This window comes from Pedobacter sp. 05T44 (assembly GCF_056395985.1).
This window is the reverse complement of sequence record NZ_JBFTKO010000012.1, coordinates 59,861-76,249: the sequence shown is the minus strand read 5'-3', so window position 1 is coordinate 76,249 and position 16,389 is coordinate 59,861. Positions and strand designations below refer to the sequence as shown.

At 37.8% G+C, this 16,389-nt stretch carries 16 protein-coding genes; 13 read left to right on the top strand and 3 right to left on the bottom strand.

Going from position 1 to position 16,389, the window contains the following annotated elements; translation table 11 throughout:
* Nucleotides 1–33 precede the first annotated feature (33 nt).
* From AC1DDK_RS18120 to metK, 3 genes are all read right to left on the bottom strand, one after another.
* Nucleotides 34–3,375, bottom strand: coding sequence for a VCBS repeat-containing protein (locus AC1DDK_RS18120; protein ID WP_337716962.1), 3,342 nt, complete (start codon nucleotides 3,373–3,375; stop codon nucleotides 34–36).
* A gap of 184 nt (nucleotides 3,376–3,559) precedes the next feature.
* Nucleotides 3,560–3,907, bottom strand: coding sequence for a hypothetical protein (locus AC1DDK_RS18115; protein WP_172662153.1), 348 nt, complete (start codon nucleotides 3,905–3,907; stop codon nucleotides 3,560–3,562).
* A gap of 147 nt (nucleotides 3,908–4,054) precedes the next feature.
* Nucleotides 4,055–5,305, bottom strand: coding sequence for a methionine adenosyltransferase (metK, locus tag AC1DDK_RS18110; protein WP_172662152.1), 1,251 nt, complete (start codon nucleotides 5,303–5,305; stop codon nucleotides 4,055–4,057).
* Between the two features lie 233 nt (nucleotides 5,306–5,538).
* On the opposite strand from metK, the gene AC1DDK_RS18105 reads away from it, so the two are divergent.
* The 13 genes from AC1DDK_RS18105 to AC1DDK_RS18045 all read left to right on the top strand — a co-directional run bounded on the left by AC1DDK_RS18105 (nucleotide 5,539) and on the right by AC1DDK_RS18045 (nucleotide 16,388).
* Nucleotides 5,539–6,429, top strand: a complete 891-nt coding sequence (locus tag AC1DDK_RS18105; protein ID WP_172662151.1) for a diacylglycerol/lipid kinase family protein — start codon at nucleotides 5,539–5,541, stop codon at nucleotides 6,427–6,429.
* Nucleotides 6,419–6,772, top strand: coding sequence for a translation initiation factor (locus AC1DDK_RS18100; protein WP_172662150.1), 354 nt, complete (start codon nucleotides 6,419–6,421; stop codon nucleotides 6,770–6,772). Before AC1DDK_RS18105 ends, AC1DDK_RS18100 begins: the two co-directional genes overlap by 11 nt.
* A 134-nt stretch (nucleotides 6,773–6,906) precedes the next feature.
* The gene (gene pckA, locus AC1DDK_RS18095; protein ID WP_172662149.1) at nucleotides 6,907–8,511 is read left to right on the top strand and encodes a phosphoenolpyruvate carboxykinase (ATP); all 1,605 of its coding nucleotides are present in this window, start codon (nucleotides 6,907–6,909) and stop codon (nucleotides 8,509–8,511) included.
* Nucleotides 8,512–8,817: 306 nt separating this feature from the next.
* Nucleotides 8,818–9,660 (top strand): MotA/TolQ/ExbB proton channel family protein, encoded by an 843-nt coding sequence (locus AC1DDK_RS18090; RefSeq protein WP_172662148.1) that lies wholly within the window; start codon nucleotides 8,818–8,820, stop codon nucleotides 9,658–9,660.
* 87 nt (nucleotides 9,661–9,747) lie between these two features.
* Nucleotides 9,748–10,365 (top strand): biopolymer transporter ExbD, encoded by a 618-nt coding sequence (locus AC1DDK_RS18085; RefSeq protein ID WP_172662147.1) that lies wholly within the window; start codon nucleotides 9,748–9,750, stop codon nucleotides 10,363–10,365.
* Nucleotides 10,366–10,374: 9 nt separating this feature from the next.
* The gene (locus AC1DDK_RS18080; protein ID WP_172662146.1) at nucleotides 10,375–10,908 is read left to right on the top strand and encodes an ExbD/TolR family protein; all 534 of its coding nucleotides are present in this window, start codon (nucleotides 10,375–10,377) and stop codon (nucleotides 10,906–10,908) included.
* 28 nt (nucleotides 10,909–10,936) lie between these two features.
* On the top strand, nucleotides 10,937–11,758 hold the full coding sequence (locus AC1DDK_RS18075; RefSeq protein WP_048903390.1) for an energy transducer TonB: 822 nt from the start codon (nucleotides 10,937–10,939) through the stop codon (nucleotides 11,756–11,758).
* 27 nt (nucleotides 11,759–11,785) lie between these two features.
* Complete coding sequence (locus AC1DDK_RS18070; RefSeq protein ID WP_235206961.1) at nucleotides 11,786–11,989, top strand: hypothetical protein; 204 nt, start codon at nucleotides 11,786–11,788, stop codon at nucleotides 11,987–11,989.
* A gap of 3 nt (nucleotides 11,990–11,992) precedes the next feature.
* A complete protein-coding gene (locus AC1DDK_RS18065; RefSeq protein ID WP_337716960.1) occupies nucleotides 11,993–12,898 on the top strand; it encodes a substrate-binding domain-containing protein in 906 nt (301 codons plus the stop codon).
* A 150-nt stretch (nucleotides 12,899–13,048) separates the two neighbouring features.
* Nucleotides 13,049–14,785, top strand: a complete 1,737-nt coding sequence (locus AC1DDK_RS18060; protein WP_337716958.1) for a tetratricopeptide repeat protein — start codon at nucleotides 13,049–13,051, stop codon at nucleotides 14,783–14,785.
* Between the two features lie 78 nt (nucleotides 14,786–14,863).
* On the top strand, nucleotides 14,864–15,235 hold the full coding sequence (locus AC1DDK_RS18055) for an NADH-quinone oxidoreductase subunit A (RefSeq protein ID WP_048903394.1): 372 nt from the start codon (nucleotides 14,864–14,866) through the stop codon (nucleotides 15,233–15,235).
* Nucleotides 15,236–15,342: 107 nt separating this feature from the next.
* On the top strand, nucleotides 15,343–15,885 hold the full coding sequence (locus AC1DDK_RS18050; RefSeq protein ID WP_172662142.1) for an NADH-quinone oxidoreductase subunit B: 543 nt from the start codon (nucleotides 15,343–15,345) through the stop codon (nucleotides 15,883–15,885).
* Nucleotides 15,885–16,388 carry an NADH-quinone oxidoreductase subunit C gene (locus tag AC1DDK_RS18045; protein WP_172662141.1) on the top strand — a complete coding sequence of 168 codons (504 nt, stop codon included), beginning with the start codon at nucleotides 15,885–15,887 and terminating at the stop codon, nucleotides 16,386–16,388. The genes AC1DDK_RS18050 and AC1DDK_RS18045 overlap by 1 nt, the downstream gene beginning before the upstream one ends.
* Nucleotide 16,389: the final 1 nt, after the last annotated feature.

Here is a 16,389-nt window from a genome sequence, read left to right as displayed (position 1 = left end):
CCATGTAATTTATCTGGCAATTGCCTTTCCCGATTACCTTAATGTATATGCCTTCAGGCCCTGTTGGCTAATGCCGAATATCAGTTTGTTATTGGTTTGTACTACGCTTCTCACATCTCCTTTTATATTAAAACCGGATTTTTGCTGAGAGATGTAGGTAAAACCGCCTTTACCGTTGCCTTTAAGAAGCAAGCCATAATTGGCGTCGTATTTTCCGAATCTGAGTCGTGCACGGCTAATGTTACCACATAACAACAAATCTTTATTGCCATCCTTATCGTAATCAATGGCGGTAACGGTAAACACAGGCGAAAATTGAGCCTCGATGGGCAAGTCCAATTCTTTGAATTTGCCTTTCCCATTATTAATAAAGGCTGTGGTTTTTAAATGATTGGCTTTTAGCCTTGATACACCGTTTAATTCCTCTTTCGTGAATATGTCTTTCATTGATGCATCAGCATAACTTTTATAATCCGGAAAACGGGTGCGCATGATGCTCATCTGGTCAAGCATTTCATCCCTGGTTACGTAGGGGTAGCTTTTTCCCTGAATGTAAAAGCATAATATAGGGTCAACTGATCCATTGTCGTCAAAATCTTTGTAATACATTTCTGCGGGTTCCTGTTCTGTTGCCTTGCATTGTGTATTCAAGCCGGTATTTCCAATCACTATATCCGGCAAGCCATCATTGTTTAGATCATCAACCAGTAATTTATTCCACCATCCTGAAAAGGGTTTATCAAAATAATCAGTGGTTTTATCAATCAATTTTCCATTATTACTAATTAATACGGTAACAGGCATCCACTCTCCTACAATAATTAAATCCTGTTTTTTATCGCCATTCAAATCCACCCATGCTGCATCTGTGATCATTCCTGCTTTTTGTAATTGCGGCGCTATGGTTTCAACTTGATCTTTGAAATTTCCCTTCCCATCGTTAATCAGTAAATAGCTCGCTGGTGTTTCTGGATAACGACCTGGGACTACTCTTCCTCCTATAAATAAATCTGGATGACCATCTTGATTAAAATCTGTGACGCGGACACAACTCTTGCTACTTAGCATTTTAGGTAGCGCATTAACTGCTTGCCTAAAATTACCTTTGCCATCATTTAAGTATAGCCGGTCTTGCAGTGATGGGTCTGCTGCAGTATAACTGTCATAGCCCCCGCTGCATACATAAAGATCGATAAAACCATCTTTGTTGGCATCAAAAAAAACTGCATCTGCATCCTCACTTTTTATGCTGGAAGCAAAAGCTGCCTGAGGTTTTTTTACAAATTCGCCATTCTTTTTTTGAATAAAAAGCACAGCGGTTTGCCCCTGAGTTCCGCCGATATAAATATCTTCTAAACCGTCGCCGTTTATATCTGCTTTGGCTATACACGGCCCGGAAAATGACATAGGATTTATTAATAATGGTTGTCGCTTAAAATCGTTGGTTGATTTTTTTTGCTGTTGGAATGCTATAGGCGATTTAACCTCTTTAAATATAGAAGGAACAAGCTGCGGAGCTTTATATATTAGTTTTGCGTTTGTTTCTAACAAGGGTATTTGCTGGTTTGCTTTTATACCTGAGATCACCTCTTGTTTTCCACTTGTCCAAACTATTCGAAGAGAGTCAATGGAATTAGCATCCCCTAAGCCAAAATGCAAAATCGGGGAAACACTTGATTGATAGCCGCGAGATGGCATTTGTTCAAGATACTGTTGTTTGTTTTTGTTATAGATCCATATCTTTGCCCCAATACCCTGAGTATTTTGTCCGGATCCTTGCAGTTTTACTTTGAGAAATTGATTTTTCGCTTTTTTGTCTGATTTGTTTTCATAAACAAACGCCGCCAGGTTGATGTTGTTAACTACCAGATCCAAATCCCCATCGTTATCCAAATCAGCATATGCTGCCCCATTGCTATTCGAAGGAATGTTTAATCCCCATTCCATCACTTTATTGGTAAATGAGAGGTTTCCATTATTCTTGTAAATGTAGTTGTTAACATTGGATGCCGGCATCGCGTGAATCAGATCTAACAGACTCGCTTTTATTTGACTTGGATCGGTGCTACGCAAGAAATCTCCTTTGAACTTCAGAAAGTCCATGTTGGTATAGTCCCTCATATAGCCATTAGATATAAAAAGGTCTTTCCAGCCGTCATTGTCGTAATCTGCAAACAATGGTGCCCAACTCCAATCTGTATTTGAAATGCCCGACAGCTGGCCCATTTCACTAAATGTGCCGTTCCCATTATTTAATTGAAGCATATTGCGCATATCCTGGTAGTGGAAGCCAAGACGCAGGCGTAAATCATAATATTCATAATTGTCAGGAGAAAAAAGCAACTTCTGCCTGCGATTGTCTTCCGGAAGCATATCTAAGGTAAAAATATCAGAAAGGCCATCATTGTTAATGTCTGCAATATCATTACCCATCGAATATAAAGAGGTGTGACCGATTTGGGATTGAATTTGATTTGTGAAAGTGCCATTCCCGTTATTCATGTACAAATAATCGGGAGCCGAATAGTCATTTGAAATGTAAATGTCGGGATAACCATCATTGTTCAGGTCACTTACTCCGGCACCTAAACCATAGGTAAAAGAGGAATTATATATGCCAGCCTGATCAGAAACGTCCTTGAATTTTTTATTTTCATTTTTATATAGTTTAATCCTAATGGTTGGTGCAGGCTCTTTTAAGATTAGAGGGGCAGATATTTCATCAAGGGTAGTAAAAACTTTCGGATTATGGTTTAACAGGAGCATATCAAGATCGTTATCTTTGTCATAATCAAAAAAAACGGCCTGGGTACTATATGCGGTATCTGCAAGTCCATACGCTGCAGCCTCGTTCTTGAATATCGGGATTCCCTGATCGTTGATTCCCTGATTGATCAGCAAGCTATTGGATCTGTTTTTTGCTGGTAACGCCCCGGAGTAACACTGATAAATGTCTAATCTTCCATCACCATTAACATCTGCCATGGTAACTCCTGTTTTCCAGGAAAGGCCCACTTCAGTTATGCCGGCTTTATCGGTAATATCCTCAAACTGCATGTTCCCTTTATTAAGATATAGTTTGGCTTTTGTCATGTTCCCCGAGAAATAAATGTCATCGAGACCATCATTATTTAAATCGCCGATTGCAACACCTCCACCATTATAGAAGTACTGATAAGATATAATGTTTGCTCTCTCGTTCTCAATGATTGTATTATTGAAATCGATATGTGTTTGATCTGAGGAAAGTAGAGAAAAGAGTTTATTTGTGTCAGCCTCAATGCTCGTTTTTTTATCATTATTTACACAGGATGTAAATGAAAATAGGCTGAGAAGCGCTATGCTCAGGTGCAGTTTAGAGGTTAAAGAAGACATTTGGTTAAGAAGTTTGGTTTAATTCTTCTTGAAGATAACAACTTTATTTCAATGTATCATCTTTTTTACGGAAAGCATTAAAGATGCACCATCCCCAACTTCTTATACAAAAAAAGCATTCGATTAAAAATGCTTTTTTTGTATCTGTTTTTTTTAGCTAAACAAGCTGTAGATATAATTTTGGTTAACTAAATAACTCTTGCATATCCCTATCTGCGGTAGGTATTTTTTTTAGAAAGTCATCGAACCCGGCATTTTCCTGAGAGCTATACATTCCATAAGCATCAAGAATATAGCCTATCTGTTTGTCTTTGTCTTCTAACAAATAAAGTATGGAGTTGTCAGCAGGGTCAGAATCTCCTTCAAAGCGATAGGTTTTAATTATGGTAAGGTCTTCGGGGTTATAAATTTTATTAATGCCCACTCCTTGCATTTTACCATGATCTGTCATCTTTATTTCGTTATCCAGGCCTTTAAGTCTTAATTTTTCTAAAACCTGACTAAGTGTATTCATTTCTATTGGATGTTCCATAATAGGTCTTGTTTTTTGTAAGTAAAACAACAGCTTTTAGAAATGGTTTTCTTTTTTGTTGAAAGGGTATTATTCGATGTGCTATAATGTAAAAAGGCTAACCATAATTCATGGTCAGCCTTTTTGAATTTTAAATATTCCTTAAGCTTATAATGAAAAAGCAGCTTTTACTTTATCTACAAAGTCCAGTTTCTCCCAGGTAAACAATTCAACTGTAACTGTTTTTTCTTCGCCTCCGGGGCTTTTGAAAGTTTTGGTCACTGTTTCAGGTTTACGACCCATATGACCATATGCTGCAGTTTCACTATAAATTGGATTCCTTAGCTTTAAGCGCTGCTCAATAAAGTACGGGCGCATATCAAATAGGTCTTCAACAATCCTGGCAATTTCGCCATCTGTTTTATTTACTTTGCTTGTTCCGTAAGTGTTAATATAAATGCCCATTGGTTTTGCAACCCCAATAGCATAACTTACCTGAACTAAAATTTCTTCAGCTACACCAGCAGCAACAAGGTTTTTCGCAATATGACGAGTTGCATATGCCGCACTTCTATCTACTTTGCTTGGATCTTTTCCTGAGAATGCACCACCACCATGAGCTCCTTTTCCTCCATAGGTATCCACAATGATTTTACGGCCTGTTAAACCCGTATCGCCATGAGGACCTCCGATAACAAATTTTCCTGTAGGATTGATGTGATACTCTATCTTATCGTTAAACAGATGAGCATATTGCGGGTATTTTGCAATAATTCTTGGAATAAGAATGTCCACAAGGTCCTTTTTGATTTTGGCTAACATAGTAGCCTCTTCATCAAAATCATCATGCTGGGTGGATATTACAATAGCATCAATACGAACTGGTTTGTTGTTGTCTGAATATTCCAGCGTTACTTGTGATTTAGCATCAGGACGCAAATAAGTAATTTCATTGTTTTCTCTTCTTAAGAGCGCTAATTCCTGTAAAAGTGTATGTGAAAGATCTAATGCCAAAGGCATGTAGTTTTCAGTTTCGTTGGTTGCATAGCCAAACATCATTCCCTGATCACCGGCGCCTTGTTCCTCTTTACTGGCTCTGTCTACACCTTGGTTTATATCTTGGGACTGTTCGTGGATTGCGGAAAGAATGCCACATGAGTTGGCTTCAAACATGTACTCACTTTTTGTATAACCAATTTTTCTGATTACATCACGAGCAATTTGCTGCACATCCAGGTAAGTTTGTGATTTTACCTCGCCAGCTAAAATAACCTGACCTGTGGTAACCAAAGTTTCACAAGCAACTTTTGACTCTGAATCGAATGCCAAAAAATTATCAATAAGTGCGTCTGAGATTTGATCTGCTACTTTATCCGGATGACCTTCAGAAACTGATTCGGATGTAAATAAATACGACATTTTAAATAATTAAAAATTTAATTTAAACAATTATATAAAATGGAATCAGACCCTGCGTAGCAGGCAGTAAAATGAAGTGTATGATAAGGTTAGCACTTTTTTTTACGTGGTTGCAATCCCGCTATTCTTAAATAGCATCGCAAATCAGTCCACTTTAATGCTGCAAAATTAGCATATATATTTAAATAGTCAAAAAATATCAATTATTTTGTACTATCATTAATCAAAAGGTTTTGTCGAAATCAAACATTCTATTTATTATTAATCCCATATCAGGAGGGAAGGATAAGTTAAAGATACCTGCATTGATAGATGCACACCTGGACCGCTCTAAGTTTAGCCCGAATTTTAGCTTTACGGAATATGTTGGCCATGCCTCGGAAATAGCTGAGGAAGCTGCAAATAAGAATTTTGATGTAATTGTGGCCGTTGGAGGCGATGGTACCATAAATGAAATTGCAACTAAGGTCATGCAACAGAATAAAGTGCTGGGTATTATTCCTTTTGGCTCTGGAAACGGGCTGGCAAGGTTCTTGAAAATACCCATGAATACTGTTGCTGCAATCAAGGTGATTAATAAGCTTAACGTTGAACTCATCGATACTGCCAGATTTAATGATAAATCCTTTTTCAATATGGCGGGGATGGGCTTTGATGCACATATCAGCTCTGTTTTTGCCGGAAATAAATCAAGGGGATTAACGGGCTACCTCAAATTAGGATTAACAGAAGTGTTAAACTATAAGCCTCAAATCTATCGGCTGAATATAGATGGAGTAGATTATGAGCGTAAGGCATTTGTGATCAGCATAGCCAATTCTTCTCAATATGGCAACAATGCACACATCGCCCCCAAGGCATCGGTAGTAGACGGACTTCTTGATGTTTGTGTGGTTAAAGAATTTCCAATGTACAAATTACCGCTACTGGCATATGAAATGTTAAGTGCAAGAACTGATCGCTCCAAAATTGTTGAAATTATAAAAGGTAAAAATATAAAGATCAGCCGCAGTCAGGACGATGCAATACATATTGATGGAGAACCCTTTTTCATGGGAAAGGAAATAGAAGTGTCTATTGTGCCGTTATCGTTAAATATAATTACTCCTAGTTATGAAGTCTAAAAAGAAAACGCTAAGTGATCTTGGAGGAATAATGTATTCCACAGACCCTTCCTTTGTTTATCAGGAAGAAAGCGACGGTTCCAATGAATCAGTACCTAAAAACCAACAGGACCTAAGAGTTACATTGGATCGAAAGAACAGAGGTGGAAAAGCAGTTACCTTAGTCACAGGATTTAGAGAAAGTGATGAAGAACTGGAAAATTTGGCCAAAATGCTGAAAACGAAATGTGGCGTAGGAGGGGGAGCAAAAGATGGCGAGATCATCATCCAGGGAGATTTTAGAGATAAAGTGCTTTCACTCTTGCAAAAGGAGGGTTATAAAGTAAAGAAATCTGGAGGATAAATCGTTGACTTAATTTATTGATTTTCAATATTTTAATTGTAAGTGTATAAGCAACAATAAGTTAAAATTTTCTTTAAAAAAGGTGTTTTTACCTTTTTATCTGTATAACTTTGCCTGACTAACTTATTATTCTTATGAGCAAAGCATTTATGCTTAGGCCTGATTTGAGCTATCTGGATCTGGATTCGGATATGGCTTTATATCAGCTTAACGTAGCACAATTGGTTGAGGAGGCCATAAAAAATGGAGAAGGTTCACTGGCTGATACAGGTGCATTGGCAGTAGATACAGGGAAATTTACGGGCCGTTCTCCAAAAGACAGATTTATCGTTTGTGACGAGCTAACCCGCGATTCGGTCTGGTGGGGTGATATAAATTTCAAATTCGAGCCGGAGAAATTTGATGCGTTATATAAAAAAGTAACAGCTCATCTTAGCAAAAAAAAATATTATGTAAGAGATTCGTTTGCCTGTGCAGATGAGGCTTACAAAACGACCATTAGGGTAGTAAGTGAGACAGCATATCAAAATCTGTTTTCTCATAATCTATTCTTAAGACCGGAAGACGGAGATATTCAAGAGCGACCGGAATGGACCATTATTGCCTGCCCTTCTTTTTTGGCGGACCCAGCTGTAGATGGAACGAGACAGCCTAATTTTACGATCCTTAATTTTTCAAAAAAAATAATCCTTATAGGAGGATCGGGATATACAGGAGAAATTAAAAAAGGGATTTTTTCAGTGTTAAACTTTATTCTTCCAGAGCAGAGACGTACATTATCAATGCATTGTTCAGCAAATGTTGGGAAAAAAGGAGATACAGCCATATTTTTTGGCTTATCAGGAACAGGTAAAACCACTCTTTCTGCCGATCCCGAACGTGGACTGATCGGAGATGATGAACATGGCTGGGGAAGTGAATCTGTATTTAATTTTGAAGGGGGCTGTTATGCTAAATGTGTGGATTTGACTATTGAAAAAGAACCACAGATTTTTAATGCCATAAAATTCGGTGCCTTGTTGGAGAATACCAATTACTTTGAGGGCACCCGAACTGTTGACTTTTCCAACATTGATAAAACGGAGAATACCAGGGTCGCCTATCCGATAAATTACATTGATCATGCCATAGTCCCTTCAATTGCTCCTGAACCGAAAAACATTTTCTTTCTTACAGCTGATGCTTTTGGCGTTTTACCACCAATTGCCAAATTAAATATCGGACAAGCGATGTTCCATTTTATATCCGGATACACCGCGAAAGTTGCCGGCACAGAAGCAGGTGTTACTGAGCCCCAGCTAACCTTCTCTGCTTGTTTTGGTAAGGCATTTCTGCCACTTCATCCAACAAGATATGCAGAACTCCTTGGAGAAAAGATGGAAAAGAATAATGTAAATGTATGGCTGGTTAATACTGGCTGGAGCGGAGGAGCTTACGGAGAAGGTAAGCGGATGAAGTTAGCATATACCCGTGCGATGATTTCTGCAGCGTTGAATGGAGCGCTTGAAGATGTTGAATTTACCACTGATCCTGTTTTTGGGTTACGGACTCCTTTGACCTGCCCAAATGTTCCATCAGAAATTTTGAATCCAAGAAATACTTGGGCAAGCAAGCAAAAGTATGATCATAAAGCCAATGAACTTTCTTTGGCCTTCATAAATAATTTCAAGCAATTTGAAGCCTTCGCAAGCGAAGAAATGATTAGTTCACTACCAAAAATAACCGAAAACACAGTTTAAAGCATTTTTTTTGCCTAAAAATTTGCATTTCAGTTTTTTTTTAGTTTTAATTGCGAAAGATTGTCTCCGCAACGAGACAATCTTTTTTAATTATACAGTAATACGTTAGATATAACGGGAGTGCAAACGGGTAAAATTGACGGGACAAAACGAATTAGCAAGCTAACGATTATTTAATTTGGAATTAAAATCAAAGTTATAAATTTGTTACGGCAACAATTGTTTGTAATAGTCGTTGTGTGTATTACGGAATATTTAATCTAATTTTAAAAAACAAAGTACTAAAAACTAAAAAACTAAAAAAAAATGGCAAACGCACCAAAACCAACAACAGTTAAAAAAGAAGGCTCTTCTACAGCTTCAAATTTATTCGCAACTCTTACTATTCCAATTTGTATCATTATTGGTATATGTGTTTACAAATTTATTTTCGGAGATAGAGGGAATTTCATCGATGGGGCTGATCCAGATCTTCACGATACACTTCCAAAAGTAGGTAACTACATGGGTATGGCTTACAAAGGCGGAGTTATCGTACCTGTTCTATTGGGTATGTTTCTTATGGTAATTGTATTCTCTATCGAGCGTCTTATTGTAATTGGTAAAGCAACTGGAAAATCTAGCCTGGATTCATTCGTTAAAAAAATCCAAGGATTTTTAAATTCAAACAACATCGAAGCAGCCTTAACTGAGTGTGATAAACAACAAGGTTCAGTTGCTAACGTAATCAAATCAGGATTGAAAAAATATCGTGAGATGGAAGTTGAAGCAAACATGGATACAGATCAAAAGTGTTTAGCTATCCAGAAAGATATCGAAGAAGCTACTACTTTGGAAATGCCAATGTTAGAGCAAAACTTAACTGTAATTGCTACTTTGGTATCAGTAGGTACATTAACAGGACTATTAGGTACAGTAACAGGTATGATCAAGGCCTTCGGTGGTTTGGCTAACTCTGGTGCTCCGGATCAGGCTGCATTGGCAACTGGTATTTCTGAGGCCCTAATTAACACAGCTACTGGTATCGGTACTTCTACTTTTGCGATTATCATGTATAACATCCTTACTTCTAAAATTGATAAATTAACTTATGCAATTGATGAAGCAGGTTTCAGCATCATTCAAACTTACGCCAGTACACATAAATAAAAAATAATGTATTTTTTTTTACCGGCTTTATGGAAAACCGGAAGAATTAACATCATTAGTAAAAAGTAAGTTTATTTATTAAATATTATGGCAAGAGCAAAGGTTCAAAGAAAGAGTACTTCGATAGATATGACCGCCATGTGCGATGTGTCTTTCCTGCTGCTTACTTTCTTTATATTAACAGCAACAGCGCGCCAGCCGGATCCTTTGGAAGTAACAATTCCAAGTTCTACCTACAAGATTAAAGTTCCAGATTTGGATATGGGGATTTTATCTATTGGTCAGGGTAAGGTGTTCTACGAAATCGTAGGAAAGGACGTAAAAATGGCAACGCTTGATAAAATTGGAGAGCAATACAAAATTCAGTTTACTCCTGAAGAGAGAGAACGTTTCGGTGTTCTTGGATCATTCGGAGTTCCTGTAAGCAGCTTGAAAAAGTTTATCATGATGAACGGTGACGAGAGAGATAAGTTTGCTAAGGCCAACTTGGGTATCCCGGCTGATTCAACAAACAATGAATTGTCTGAATGGTTATTGCAATCCCGTAAGGCGGTTGCAGAGTTACACCAGACTTCAATGAGGATAAGTATCAAGGGAGACGCTGAAGAAAAATATCCAAACATCAAAAAGATTGTTGATATTCTTCAGAAGCAAAAAATTAACAAATTTAGTTTAATTACATCGGCCGAGGGCGATGCTAAATAAAATCATACTATGGCAGAATTAGATACCTCCGGCGGGGGTGGGAAAAAAGGCGGCAAAGTAAGAAGTAAGAAAGCAAATACCAAAGTAGATTTAACTGCCATGGTAGATTTAGCCTTCCTGCTGATCACCTTCTTCATGTTAACCACCTCGTTGTCAAAGCCGATTGCAATGGACATTGCAAAACCTGATCAAGAGGACAATGATGTGAAAAACGAGCTTCGTGCATCTCAGACCATGACAATTCTATTGGGTAAAAACAATAAGGTTGCCTGGTACATGGGAGAAGCAGGAAAGACTCCACCAAATATTGAAAGCTTTGCTGAGGTTAGAAAATCAATATTAAAAAATAAAGACGAGGTAAGTAAAACTACCGGCCGACAAATAGTGATAGTAGTGAAACCAACAGAAGGAGCTACTTATAAGAATTTTGTTGATATAATGGACGAGTTGAATATCGCTAAAATTAAAACTGCTCCGGCTATTGATGATGTAAACATTATCGATAGTGAGAAAGATGCGATGAAACAAGCTGGGATATTATAAATAATTATAAACATAAAAATATTAGGCTATGTTTGGTTCTAAAATAGATTTATTAAAAAGGGATTGGCTTGATGTTGTGTTTGCCAATAAGAACAAAAGCTACGGAGCTTACGAGCTTCGTCAGAGAAGTTCTGCGAATACAACGAAATCATTGCTAATAGCATCAACAGCATTTGTGTTGTTGTTCTTATCCCCTAAAATTATGGAGTTATTCAAAGGAAAAGCTCCAGAAGAGGAAATTGTTAAGCAAACGGAAGTAGTGGTGCAGCCACCTCCTCCTGTAAACCCGGAAACACCTCCACCGCCACCGGTTGAGCCACCGCCGCCAAAACAGGATCAGGTTAAGTTCCCTCCTCCAATTGTAAAACCGGATGAGTTGGTACGTGACGAGGAACCGGTTGAAATTGAAGATTTGAAAAAGGCTGACCCAGGTCAGAAAACCATTGCCGGCGACCCTGATGCGGATATCGTTATTGCAGGTCCGGCAGGTGATGGCCCTAAACAAGCAGCGGTAGTAGAGGATACCAAAGTTTATGACTTTGTGAGTCTTGAAACGCAGCCATCTTTCCCTGGTGGTATGGAGAAATTCTACGCTTATTTGAAAAAAGCGGTAAGATATCCTCCTATGGCTCAGGAGAACAACATTCAAGGTAAAGTGTTTTTATCGTTCGTTGTTGAAAAGGATGGTAGCTTAACCGATATTAAAGTTGATAGAAAACTTGGTGGTGGTACAGATGAGGAAGCTGTTAGGGTGCTAAAAGCAAGTCCGAGATGGATCCCAGGAGTTCAAAATGGTAAAAAGGTGCGTGTGAAATATAACATCCCAATCAGTTTTACCTTATCACAATAGAATACAATGTTTAATTTGAAAACATTTATGCAGAAATCGCCTCAACAGCGATTTCTGTTTATTTTAGGGCTAGTTATGTTTGCCTTTTACCTGGTTCTGGGCCTTACATTAATCGTTTGGAAAGACATGCCGGTAACCATCGAACGGACTTACAGAGTGCTCCTTGGTGTGTTGCTTATCGTTTATGCAGCAATAAGATTTACCCGGGTAATTAATCAAAAAGATAATTAAAGAATGAAGAATCTAAGCTTTGCGTTCATTTTTCTGGTGCTGCTGTCTTGCAAAAATAAAAAGCAGACTGAGGTTGTTGAACAAACACGGACATCAGGATCGGTTAAAATTCTTGTTGACGAATCTTTTTCTTCGATTATCGCTGATCAGATCATGGTATTTAAATCTGATTATAAGCATGCGGAGTTTGCAGTCACTGCCGGTAACGAGAATAAAATAGTGCCTGCTTTTTTAAATGACAGCATTAGAGTAATCATATTATCCCGGATGCTAACACCCCAGGAAGATAAAATATACAGAAACAGAAGCATCGTTCCAAAGACATCCAGGTTTGCCATAGACGGAATTTCATTGCTTACCCAGAAGGACGATCTTGACTCAAATATCACTGTTGAGGAGGTGATAGCGATATTAAAAGGAACTTCAAACAGTGGAAAACAGCTTGTTTTTGACAATGCCTATTCCAGCACGCTCCGGTATTTCAAGGAGCTGGCTCAAATCACGGAACTTCCAAAAAAGGGAGTTTATACTTTGAAGAACAATAATGACGTTATAAAGTACGTTGCTGAAAATAAGAATTTTATAGGAGTAGTCGGTGTAAATTGGTTAATAGCTAATAATTCCGATATGACTCCTTATATTGCAAAGGTGAAAACGATGGGGGTGAAGAATATTAAGGGGAAAAAGGGGGATAATGCATACTATCGTCCCGATCAGGCAAATCTAATTAGTGGTATTTATCCGTTTTTAAGAAATGTTTACATCATAAATTGTGAGGGACGGGATGGTTTAGGCACAGGTTTTGCAAACTGGTTATTAAGCCCGAGAGGTCAGTTGATCGTACTGAAATCTGGACTTGGTCCGCATAAGATGATGTCACGGGATTTTAACTTGAAGAATACAAAGTAAATTTTATATTTGGAAAACGAAAGTAATGGGCAGGGTAAGATGAGTTTGATTTTAGAAATGCCTTTTAAATATTTGAAACTAAAAACAAAATAGCGAACCATGAAAGCTGCAAAGCCGGCTTCATAACAATTAATTGAAAATAGAGGAACTATGAAAATGACAAAGAAAGCAATAACCTTAGGTTTAGGTTTAGTAGTGATGGGTTCTGCCTCTTTTGCTCAGAGCATTACCGATGCAAAGAAGGCGATAGATGCCGAACAGTACCAAAAAGCGACTTCAATGCTTAAAGCGTTGGTGTCGTCACAAAAAGGCAAAGGGGAGAATTACTTTAGTTTAGGTGATGTTTATTTAAGAAGGGATTATATTGATTCTGCTAGAGCTGCCTTTACTCAAGGTGTGACAGCTGATCCAAAAAATCCTTTAAATTATATAGGTTTAGGCCAGGCTGATCTTGCTTCAAATAATGCCGCGTCAGCTAAAACAAATTTTGATAAAGCAATTGAAGTTTCTTCAAAAAAAGACTTTACTCCATATTTGTATATAGGAAAGGCTTATTTGGAAGGTGAGAAACCAGATTTTGCTGCAGCACTACCTAACTTGCAAAAAGCGGAAGAGCTTGATGATAAAGATAAAGAGGCAGAAACATTTGTTGCTTTAGGAGATTACTATGCAGCACAAAGAAAGAACTCAGAGGCGCTTCAAAACTACATGAGGGCTTTGAGTATTAATCCGGCCCTTTACAGATCTACCGTTCAGATTGGAAGAATGTATAAAGAGTCAAGAGCATTCAGTGATGCGGAAGTTGAATTGAAAAATGTAATCGCTGCTGATCCAAATTATGGCCCTGCTTATCGTGAGTTAGCTGAGCTGTATATGCAATGGGGAAATCAGGAGCCTGCAAATTTTGATGCTAAGGCGGCTGAGGCATTAACAAACTACAAGAAATATCTTGATTTGACTGATAAATCATATGATTCAAGATTACGTTATGCAACTTTCTTGTTTTACGCGAAAGACTTTAAAACGCTGGAACAAGAAACTTCAGAACTGGCCTCAGTAAATCCCAACGATCCTAAAAGCTTGATCGTTTCAAGGTTGAGAGGATACTCTGCATATGAAAACAAAAATTATCCTCAGAGTTTACAGTACATGAAAGACTTTTTTGCGAAGGTAAAAGATACTTCACGTATTATCTCTGATGACTATATGTACCTTGGTAAAGCCTTAATGAAGGATTCTACAGATAAGGCTAACGACAGTTTAGGTTTAGTAAATGTGATTAAAGCGGTTAATATGGACTCTACTAAAGTTGAGGCTTTAGCAGAACTTGCAAAATCATATTATGATGCTAAAAACTATCCTAAAGCAATTGCAACATATGATGTGGTTAACCGTTTGAACCCAGAAGGTAAAGGTTCATTGTATAACTATTTTTACCATGCTATTGCCTCTTATGTGTCTTATTATAAGGCTTATACTGCAAAGACCAATCCATCTAAACAAATCTTAGTGAAAGGAGATTCTTCGTTAGCGAAATTGCTGAAGTTAGCTCCATCGACTTATGATGCGATTTTGTATAGAGCTAGAATCAATGACTTCATGGATGATGAAGCAAATCCAACGGGGTTAAAAATACCTTTCTACCAACAGTATTTAGATTCTGTCGAGGCTCATGTTGATAAACAAACTCCGGCAGTAAAAAAGAATATGGTGGAAGCCTATAATCAAATAGCGGGTTTTGCTTCATACAAAGAAGATAAAGTAAAAGCAAAATTATTCTGGGACAAAAGTTTAGCTATTGATCCTGCAAATACCACTGCATTAGAAGGCATTAAATCATTAACAGCTCCAGCACCAAAAGCTGCAGCTAAGCCAAAGAAAAAGTAATAATTTTATAATAAAAGAAAAAGGCGGGGTTGTTATCCCGCCTTTTTCTTTTATTTTTGCCTCATAATTTATATTTAAATGGAAACTCAAAGCGTACCCGTAGATTTTTTACCAATTATATTTCAAGTAGTTGTTGCCTTAGGATTTGTGGTGGTTACTTTAATCGCGACACACTTTTTAGGTCCAAAAAGAAAAACAGCTGATAAGCTGGCAACATTTGAAGCAGGTGTAAAAGTTGTCGGTAATGCGCGTCAGCCATTTTCCATCAAGTATTTTCTAGTGGCTATACTGTTTGTCCTGTTTGATGTGGAGGTGATATTCATGTACCCTTGGGCAGTTAATTTTAGAGCACTTGGAATGTCTGGAATGATAGAGATGTTCATCTTTATGGGAACCTTATTATTAGGCTTTATTTATGTGATAAAAAAGAAAGCATTGGATTGGAATTAGGTTATTTAGATTGTTTCTAAATGCCCTCAACTTAATTCATTTGCTTTTAAAAAATTGTAGATTTGTGGTTCATTCTTTAAAGGAATGAACCTTTTTCGTTTTGTATCATGAGTAACATCAATATAGTAGACGCGCCTCCAGGCATAGAAGGATCTGGTTTTTTTGCTACCTCCTTAGACAAGGTTATCGGCCTGGCCCGTTCCCATTCATTATGGCCCTTACCATTTGCCACTTCTTGCTGTGGTATTGAGTTTATGGCCACCATGGGATCTCATTATGACTTTGGCCGATTCGGATCTGAGCGTTTAAGCTTTTCTCCCCGTCAGGCAGATTTATTAATGGTAATGGGAACCATAGCTAAGAAAATGAGCCCGGTTCTTAAACAGGTATATTTGCAGATGGCTGAACCCCGTTGGGTGATGGCTGTTGGCGCTTGTGCATCCAGTGGAGGTATATTCGATACTTATTCTGTTTTACAGGGAATAGATGAAATTATTCCGGTCGATGTATATGTGCCAGGATGTCCACCAAGACCAGAAGCTATATTGGATGGTTTTGGTAAAATTCAGGAATTGGTTAGGAATGAATCTTCAAGAAGAAGAAATTCAGATCAATATAGAGAAATGTTGGCTTCATACGGAATTGACTAATGGCAGAGGTTACTAATCAGGAATTAATACAACAACTGACTGAAAAGTTCGGTGAAAAAATAGTTGGAATTAATGAGCCTTATGGCTTGCTTACTTTTGAAACCACAAAGGATGTTATTATTAATGTTCTGGCATTTCTTAAACAAAATACGCTAGCTAGCTTTAACTTTCTTACCGATATTACTGCAGTACATTATCCTGAGAAAAAGCATGGCATTGCTGTAGTTTACCATTTACACAGTATGGTGAACAAAATCAGGATTAGGGTTAAGGTTTTCATTGATGAGCATCATCCTGAAATCCCAACCGCTACAACCTTATGGAATGCAGCTAATTGGATGGAAAGAGAAACTTATGACTTGTTTGGAGTAAAGTTTGAAGGCCATCCGGATTTGAGAAGAATATTGAATATGGACGAGCTAGGTGTGCATCCCATGTTAAAACAATATCCTTTGGAAGATCCGAACAGAGTAGATAAAAAAGACGAATACTTTGGTAGATAAG